This is a genomic window from Novosphingobium sp. B-7, from assembly GCF_000410615.1.
In the GTDB taxonomy this organism is placed as follows: Bacteria; Pseudomonadota; Alphaproteobacteria; order Sphingomonadales; family Sphingomonadaceae; genus Novosphingobium; species Novosphingobium capsulatum.
Genome location: NZ_APCQ01000232.1, coordinates 40,705 through 49,258, shown reverse-complemented (window position 1 = coordinate 49,258; position 8,554 = coordinate 40,705). Strand labels below are relative to the sequence as shown.

Below are 8,554 nucleotides of genomic sequence, written 5' to 3'. Positions count from 1 at the left end.
CGGCGCGGATCGCCAGTTCCTCGCGCCGCAGGCCGGGCGTGCGGCGGCGGCCCCCTGCCTCGGCCGGGCTGCGTTCGCGCATGGCGCGCAGGAAGCGGCCGAGTTCCAGTCTCGTATCGGTCATGGCAGCGCTTATAACAGGATAAACGCCAATCTTGTAACAGGGTAAATCGCGCGCCACACCCCGCCGGGAAAGGATAGACCATGATTCAGCCCAACCACGACAGCCACGCTGACGCCCAATTCGGCAGCCGCGCCGCCGCCTATGTTTCCAGCACCGTTCACGCCCAGGGTGCCGATCTCGCCCGCATCGCCCAGGCGCTGGCCGAACGCCGCCCCGCCCGGTTGATCGACATCGGCACCGGCGGCGGCCACGTGGCTTATGCCGCTGCGCCGCATTGTGCCGAGGTGATCGCCACCGATCTTTCCCCGCGCATGCTGGACGCTGTCGAGGCCGAAAGCGCGCGCCGTGGCATGGCCAACATCGTCACCTGCGTGAGCGCCGCCGAAACCCTGCCCTTTGCCGATGGCCATGCCGACGCGGTGAGCAGCCGCTTTTCCGCACACCACTGGAACAGCCTGACCCGTGGGCTGGCCCAGGCACGGCGGGTGTGCCGGCCCGGCGGCCTGGCGCTGTTCGCCGATGTGGTCGCGCCAAGCCAGGCGCTGTGCGACACGCATCTGCAGGTGGTGGAACTGCTGCGCGACGCGTCACACGTGCGCGATTACACGGCGGCCGAATGGGTGGCGGCGCTGGGCCAGACCGGCTTTGCCGTGACCGCGATCCAGCCGGGCCGCCTGCGCATGGACTTTGCCGAATGGACCGCGCGGATGGGCACGCCCGCCGCCCATGCGGCGATGATTCGCCAGGTTCAGCAGCAGGCACCGCGCGAGGTACAGGACCACTTCGCTATCGAGGCGGATGGCAGTTTTACCATCGATACCCTGCTGATCGAGGCGGTCGCTGCCTGATCAGGCGTCCAGATCCACCGGCTCCGGCCCGTAGCGGTTGGTGCCGGGGGTGGACGGCCGCGCCGCCACCGCCACCAGCAAGGCAAGGGCCAGCCAGCCGATCGCGGCAATGCTCCAGTTGGTGGCATGGAGCGCCGCGCCGGGGTGGCCAGGGCCCTGTTGTTGCATGACCGCCATGGTATGCGCCACTTCGCGCGGGGCGGCCGCCAGCGAGATGAGATAGGGCACGCCCGGCAACAGCGCGAACCAACCGGACAGCCCGCTGTCGTGCAGGCGGCGCACCAGGCTCGACAGCAGCATGGCCGCAGTGACCAGGCTTATCACAATGCCCAGCAGCATGATCTGCGGCAGCGCGGCGGTGATATTGGCCTGCACGGCGGTGGCCGTGGCGGCAGGATCGGTGCTGTGGCGCGCGGCAGTGAAGGCCGTGTTCATCGTGCTGGCCATCAGCGGCACCGTTGCCACCGTGCTGACCGCCCAGCGCAACAGCAGCAGGAACACCGCATAGAGCCAGAACTGCTTGCGGCCATCGCGGCCGGTAAGCGTGACCAGATTGCGCAAGCCGTGCTTGATGGCGTGAAGCATGAAATTCCCCCTGTGGCCTGGTCGCCACGCAATCGTGTGGATTAGTGCTGGGCCTGCTGTGGACCGAAACCGCCGCCCGGCACGGCCGAGGCCACCGGGCTCATGCTGCCATCGGCCGCGATCGCGCTGACGCCAAAAAACCAGTCATCGCCGCGCACGCCGGGCAGCGTGACATGGGTATCGCTGGTGGTCAGCACCGGCTTGGCCGGCCAGCCCGGTGCGTCGGTGGCGCGCTGCCACACGGCATAGCGCACCGCGCCGGGCACCGGCTGCCAGGCAATATCGGTAAAGGTCTGCACCGCCGCCTTGACCGTGGCGACCGGCGGCATCGGTGCGCGGGCCAGCGCAGCAAGGCCGGCAACGTTGAGGCGGGTTACCTTGGCAAGATAGGCAAAATCCATGGCATCGACCGTGTCGCCATAGGGGCGCCCCTGCTCGGTGCGCAGATCCTGGTGTTGGCGATCATAGTTTTCGACCGCGACCGAAAAGCGCACGGCGGGATAGCCCAGCGCCTCGAACGGCAGGTGATCGCCGCCCCGGCCCATGCGATCAGCGCGCCAGACCTGGCGCACGGCAAGGCCGGTCTTGGCCGGATTGGTCAGGCCCGCCAGCCAGCGCGAAAGATTGCGCGAGGGGCTGTCGTTCTCGCCCCCGATCGCGCGCTGCGCACGGCCGAGCGCGGCATCGCCATCGCCACGCGGCCCTTCGGAAAAGACGCGCACATGGGTATCGTCCACCAGCCCGTCAGACCCGCGCGAATTGCCGACGATATCGTTGTTGAACATGGCCTTCACCGTCCACCCCTGCGCCTTGGCGTAATCGGCCAGCAGCTTGCCGCCATAGAGCCCCTGCTCTTCGCCACTGAGCACGGCATAGACGATGGTGGTGGGAAACTTGCGCGCCGAAAGCACGCGCGCGGCCTCCAGCACCAGAGCCGTGCCCGAGCCATCATCGTTGGCGCCGGGGGCATCGGCGGTGACATTCATCACGTCGCTCACGCGGCTGTCGATATGGCCGGCGACGATGACCACCTCGTTGGGTCGCTCCGTGCCGCGCTGGATGGCCACGACATCAACGATCTTGGTGGGCGTGGGCACGCGTTCGCCGGTCACCGTGGTTTCGGGGGTGACGATGGTGAGGCACTGACCGCAGGCCGCACTGCTCGCCGCGAACTGCGCCTTGGCCCAGGCCCGCGCCGCGCCGATACCCCGCTTGGGATCGGTGGGAGAGGACATGGTGTGCCGCGTGCCGAAGCCGACCAGGGTTTCGACATCGGCCTTGAGGCGCTGTGGCGAAACCTCTTGCGCATGAAGCGGCACGGCCAGGGCGAGGAGCGGAAGAGCAACGAGAGCGCGGGTCATGTCGCGCAAGGTAAACGAAATTTTGCAGGGCGTAAGGGGGAACATGGGACATGCCCTCCCCCAACCCCCTCCCGCAAGCGGGAGGGGGCTATTCGTCGGGCGCCCCTCCCGCTTGCAGGAGGGGTCTTTCCTCTTTGCTCCCCTCCCGCTTGCGGGAGGGGATGGGGGAGGGAATGTTTTACAAAGCGCTCAATAAGCCCGGGCGATATAGATCGTTTCCACCGCCGGCTCTCCCGTGAACGGGCAGGTGCCGGTGGGCGCGGGACCGCCAAGCGGGCTGTTGCGGATGGTAAGCTTCAACGCCTTGAGCTGCTCCACCACCTTGTCGAGCGCGGCGCCGGTGGGGCGCGACCAGCCCAGTTCCACCCAGCCGGGGAACTTGCGGTCTTCGGCAAAATAGGCGGCCAGGCCATCGAGATCGGTCACGCCGCGCTCGATCTGCGCATCGCGACGCGCCTCTGCCTGGGCGAACAGCGCAGCCTGGATCGATTCCAGTTCAGCGGCGGCGCTGGCAACGAAATCGTCCTTGGCTTGGCCAACGAAATTGACCTTGCCATCCTCGCGCCACAGGCGATCGCGGCGCACCGCCGAAACCTGGCCATTTTCCGCATCGCGCCCGCCGATTTCGAGGATCAGCGGCACCCCCTTCTTGACCCAGGCCCAGCGCTTGGCGGTGGCCTTGCCGGGGCGCTTGTCGAGCAGGACGCGCACCTTTTCATCGAACACGCTGCGCGCCGCGAGCGCCTTGCGCAGGTCTTCGCAATAGGCGAGCAGCGCGTCATCGCCGTCGTTATCGCGCAGCATCGGCAGGATCACGATCTGGTGCGGCGCCACCTGTGGCGGCGTCTGCAAGCCATCATCATCGCCATGCGTCATGATCACGCCGCCGATCAGGCGGGTGGACACGCCCCACGAGGTGGTGTGGCACAGCGCCTGCTGGCCTTCCTTGTCCTGATAGCGGATGCCCGCTGCCTGCGAGAAGGTGGTGCCGAGATAGTGCGAGGTGCCGGCCTGCAGTGCCTTGCCATCCTGCATCATCGCCTCGATCGAATAGGTCGCGACGGCACCGGGGAAGCGTTCGTTTTCAGGCTTGGGCCCGGCGATGACCGGCAGCGCCAGAACGTCTTGCGCAAAGCCGCGGTACATTTCGAGCGCGCGCAGGGTTTCCTCCATGGCGTCGGCCTCGTCCGCATGGGCGGTATGGCCTTCCTGCCAGAGAAATTCGCTGGTGCGCAGGAACATGCGGGTGCGCATTTCCCAGCGCACGACATTGGCCCACTGGTTGGTCAGCAGCGGCAGATCGCGCCACGATTGCACCCAGCGTGCCATGGCCGCGCCAATCACCGTTTCCGAGGTGGGGCGCACGACCAGCGGCTCTTCCAGCTTGGCTTCCGGATCGGGCATCAGCCCGCCCTTGGGATCGGCGATCAGGCGGTGATGCGTGACAACCGCCATTTCCTTGGCAAAGCCTTCCACGTGGTCGGCTTCCTTGGCGAAGTACGACAGCGGGATGAACAGCGGGAAATAGCAGTTTTCGACGCCCGCTTCCTTGATGCGTGCGTCCATCAGCTTCTGGATGCGTTCCCAGATGCCATAGCCCCATGGCTTGATCACCATGCAGCCGCGCACGCCGGATTCCTCGGCAAGCTCGGCCTCGGCGATGACCGCCTGGTACCACTGGGCAAAGTCTTCTTCGCGCTTGATCGGCAGCGCGTGCTTGATCTTGGGCTGGTTCATGCCCTGCCGGTTAGCCGGTGCGGCGGATCGGGGCAACGCCCCAATGCACGCGCACCGGCAAAAATCGGCGGCTTACTTTCCCAGTTGATCGAGCTTCTTCTGCATTTCGGCCATCTGCTTGCGCAGTTCCGAAAGTTCGCCCTCGCCACCGGCAGGAGCGCTGGCGGGCTTGTCATCCTCGCGCGGGGTGGCGCCGGGGACAAACGCAGCAGCGGCAGCCTTGAACATTTCCATGTTGCGCTGGGCAATCTGCGCCAGCGGGTTGGAACCGATCGAATCCTCGATCGCCTTGCGCAGCTTGTTCTGGTTCTCGCGGAAGTGTTCCATCGAGGCTTCCAGATAGCCCGGCAGCAGCGCCTGCATCGAATTGCCATACATCGCGATCAGCTGGCGCAGGAAGTTGGTCGGCAGCATCTGCTCGCCGGTGGCTTCCTCTTCCATGATGATCTGGGTGAGGATCGAATGGGTCAGGTCGGCGCCACTCTTGGCGTCGATCACTTTGAACTCGACATTTTCCTTCACCATCTGGGCGAGGTGATCGAGCGTGATGTAGCTGGACGTCCGCGTGTTGTAGAGACGGCGGTTGGCGTACTTCTTGATGATGACGGTATCGCCGTCCTTAGCCTGATTTGCCATTTTTATCGGACCCCCGCTGGGAATGTCGTACACGATTAGCAGATGCAGTATGTGCGGCGCAATATGAGTTAATCAAGGTGCAAGACATGCTTTGTCGCGCAAAAATCGGCGGCCCAGCAGGGTAAGCAGCTCATATTGGGACAACCCGCTGATTTTGGCGGCTTCTGGCAGATTATAAGCCACGTCGAGCCAGTCCCCTTCAACCAGCGCGGGCGCATCTGTTGCGTCCACTATGGTCATATCCATCGAAATCCGGCCAATCACTGGCAAGGTCTTGCCCTGCCACAAAAATTCGCCCCTGCCAGACCATGTGCGCAGATAGCCGTCGGCATATCCCAGCGCGACCACCGCGGCTGCAACAGGGCGATCGGCGGTAAACGTGGCATTATAGCCGACATGATCGCCCGGATGGAGCTGGCGCCGCTGGATCACGGCCGCCTGCGGCCGCGCCACTGGGGCGATCACGCCCGCCAGTTCGCTGCGCACAATGCCGCCATAGATTGCAATACCCGGCCGTGTGACATCGGCATGCCACGGGGCACCCAGCGCGATGCCGGCGCTGTTGGCCAGGCTGTAGCGCCGGGCCTTGATCTGCGTGCGCACGGCCTGGAAGCGCGCCAGTTGCTGCGCATTCTGCGCCACATCCTCGTCCGCGCTGGCCAGATGCGAAATGCAGCAGTCGATATCGAGCGCCGCCAAGCCGGGATCGCCCAGATCGGCCATCGGCAGGCCCAGGCGGTTGATCCCGGTATCGACCATCAGGTCGCAACGCCCGCCGCCCGCGGTCAGCCAGCGCTGCACCTGCGCCAGGGAGTTGAGCACCGGGGTAACGCCGGTGGCGCGGGCATAGGCGACGTCGGCCGCGTTCATCGGGCCATGCAACACATGGATCGACGCGGCGGGAACATGGGGCAGCAGATCGGGCACTTCGCACCAGTGCGCCACGAACCAGTCGCGGCACCCGGCCTGCGCCAGGACCGGCACCACCCGCGCCGCACCCAAGCCATAGGCATCGGCCTTGACCGCAGCGCCAGCGCTGGCCGCGCCGCTCAGGCGATCGAGCGCGCGCCAATTGCCGGCGAGGGCGGTGGCATCAAAGGCAAGCCGCAGCGCGGCAGGGGGCAACGGAACGGAAGAAAAAACAGACAACGTTCGATCAAATCCTGATGGATGAAAGCGTTTCAGACTGGCTCGTCCTGCGGCAGGCCGCCCTTGAGACCCCACAGCGACACCACCAGGGCCACCAGGACGACAACCCAGGTATACCACAGCCCGGCATAGGGATCGCCGGTCTTGGCGATGATGAGTGTGGAAAGAAACGGCAGGAAGCCGCCGAAATAGCCAGTGCCGATGTGATAGGGGATCGACAGCGAGGAGTAGCGGATGCGCGGTGGGAACATTTCGCACAGAGTCGCGGCAACCGGTCCATAGGTGGCGCCCGACAGCGCCATGAGGCCGAACAGCACCAGCACGACCAGGATCGCCCGGCCTGGCGTTGGAGTAATACGCGCCAGATCATAGCCGGCCTTGCCCAGCAGGCCTTCCAGCGCCTTGCCGCGCGCCTTCTTGTCGGCCCAGGGATAGGCTTCCAACGGCAGGCGCGCAGCGCCGGCGTGCAGCGAGAGCGTGGCAGCATGTTCGAGGCGATAGGGCACGCCGGTGGCGGTGAGATCCGACAGCAGCTTGCCGCACTGGCTAGCTTGATCGATGGCAAAGGCTTCGTAACGGCAATCGGGGCCGGCCACGACCACGGGCAGCTCACGCGCCTGGCGCGCGAGATGCGGATTGGCGAGGGCGCCGATACCCCAATAGAGCGGGAACAGCAGCACCAGCGTGGCGACATAGCCCCACACGATCGGCGCCTTGCGCCCCACGCGATCGGAAACGTGGCCAAAGAACAGGAACGAGCCGACGCCGAACAACGCGGCGATGCCGACGATGATCTCGGCCGCCGTGTCGTTCATCCGCATAGCGGTTTTCAGGAACGTCAGGCTGCTGAACATGGCGGTGTACCAGATCACCGTCAGCCCGGCGGCAATGCCGAACAGCGCGACGAGCAGCCGCTTGCGGTTGCCCGGTGCCGTCATGCATTCGATAAAGGGATTGCCGGCCAGCTCGTTTTCCGCCTTCATCGCCTGGAATACCGGGCTTTCCGAAAGCTTGAGCCGCATCCACAGCGAGATTGCCAGCAGCGCCAGGCTGAGGATGAACGGCACGCGCCAGCCCCACGCGGCCCACAGTTCCGGGCCGAATGCCGCCTTGCAGCTGAGCACCACGACCAGGCTGAGGATGAAGCCGCCGACCACGCCGGCCTGGATGAAGCTGGTGAAGAAACCACGCCGTTCGGGCGCGCAATGTTCGGCGACATAGACCGCCGCGCCGCCATATTCCCCGCCCAGGGCAAGGCCCTGCGCCACGCGCAGCAGGATGACCAAGGCCGGCGCGGTATAGCCGATGCTGGCAGCCGAAGGCACCAGGCCAACGCCGGCCGTGGCCACGCCCATCAGCGCCACAGTCGCCAGGAACGTATATTTGCGCCCCAGCCGATCACCCAGGAAGCCGAACAGCACAGCGCCCAGGGGCCGAAAGCCAAAGCCCACGGCAAAGACCAGCCAGAACAGCAGCAGTTCGAGCGTGGCATTGCCGGTGGGAAAGAACGCCTTGGACAGGATCGTGCCCAGCGTGCCGTAGATGAAGAAATCATACCATTCGAACACCGTGCCGGCGGAACTGGCGGCAATCACCAGCCGAATGTCTGCCGCGGTCGGTTCCGCGTGGGTGGTGTTCATGGTGTGCAATTTCCCCCGGGGCACAGTTATTGGGGAATGCCTTAGCCTGCCTTGGCCGGCTCCGCCAGCGCTGCCAGCGCTGCATCCCACGCCAGCACGATCGCGCCGTGGCGGCCGGGATAGTCGCGCGCGGTGCGCAGCAGGCCGATGCCCGGCCAATCCGGCTCTGCCCCCTCGCCCGCCAGCCATGCGGCCAGTTCGGCGCGCGCCTGCGTCAGGCTTTCGGCCGTGTGCCCAATGGCGGCGGCGGCAAAGACCTGGGCGGCGGCCTGCCCCACGGCGCAGGCATGGGGACGAAGGCCGATGCGGCTGATCTGGCCGGCGTCGTTACGGGCCAGGCCGATCTGCAGCGTGCTGCCGCAGGCGCGCGAACGCGCCTCGCCCACCAAAGGCAGGCTCTCGTCCCACGACCATTGCGCCAGCGACATGGCTGCGGCCAGCACCTCGGGCGTGTAGAGAAAGGTGGCGCTCATC

At 66.0% G+C, this 8,554-nt stretch carries 8 protein-coding genes; 1 reads left to right on the top strand and 7 read right to left on the bottom strand.

The annotated features are described in order from the left end of the window. Positions 1-204 precede the first annotated feature (204 nt). Positions 205-972: a class I SAM-dependent methyltransferase gene (locus H926_RS0102650; RefSeq protein WP_022674923.1), complete on the top strand. Its 768-nt coding sequence runs from the start codon at positions 205-207 to the stop codon at positions 970-972. On the opposite strand, the gene H926_RS0102645 is transcribed toward H926_RS0102650, so the two are convergent. The 7 genes from H926_RS0102645 to H926_RS0102615 all read right to left on the bottom strand — a co-directional run bounded on the left by H926_RS0102645 (position 973) and on the right by H926_RS0102615 (position 8,553). Beyond that, positions 973-1,557: a DUF805 domain-containing protein gene (locus H926_RS0102645; protein WP_022674922.1), complete on the bottom strand. Its 585-nt coding sequence runs from the start codon at positions 1,555-1,557 to the stop codon at positions 973-975. 41 nt (positions 1,558-1,598) lie between these two features. Next, a complete protein-coding gene (locus tag H926_RS0102640; RefSeq protein ID WP_022674921.1) occupies positions 1,599-2,918 on the bottom strand; it encodes a M28 family peptidase in 1,320 nt (439 codons plus the stop codon). A 189-nt stretch (positions 2,919-3,107) separates the two neighbouring features. Next, on the bottom strand, positions 3,108-4,655 hold the full coding sequence (gene proS, locus H926_RS0102635) for a proline--tRNA ligase (RefSeq protein ID WP_022674920.1): 1,548 nt from the start codon (positions 4,653-4,655) through the stop codon (positions 3,108-3,110). Positions 4,656-4,727: 72 nt separating this feature from the next. Beyond that, the gene (gene phaR / locus H926_RS0102630; protein WP_022674919.1) at positions 4,728-5,291 is read right to left on the bottom strand and encodes a polyhydroxyalkanoate synthesis repressor PhaR; all 564 of its coding nucleotides are present in this window, start codon (positions 5,289-5,291) and stop codon (positions 4,728-4,730) included. 72 nt (positions 5,292-5,363) lie between these two features. Further along, a complete protein-coding gene (locus H926_RS0102625) occupies positions 5,364-6,440 on the bottom strand; it encodes an alanine racemase (RefSeq protein ID WP_028657482.1) in 1,077 nt (358 codons plus the stop codon). A 32-nt stretch (positions 6,441-6,472) separates the two neighbouring features. Beyond that, positions 6,473-8,080 (bottom strand): MFS transporter, encoded by a 1,608-nt coding sequence (locus tag H926_RS0102620; RefSeq protein ID WP_022674917.1) that lies wholly within the window; start codon positions 8,078-8,080, stop codon positions 6,473-6,475. Positions 8,081-8,121: 41 nt separating this feature from the next. Then, positions 8,122-8,553 (bottom strand): Fe-S cluster protein, encoded by a 432-nt coding sequence (locus tag H926_RS0102615; protein WP_022674916.1) that lies wholly within the window; start codon positions 8,551-8,553, stop codon positions 8,122-8,124. Position 8,554 lies beyond the last annotated feature (1 nt).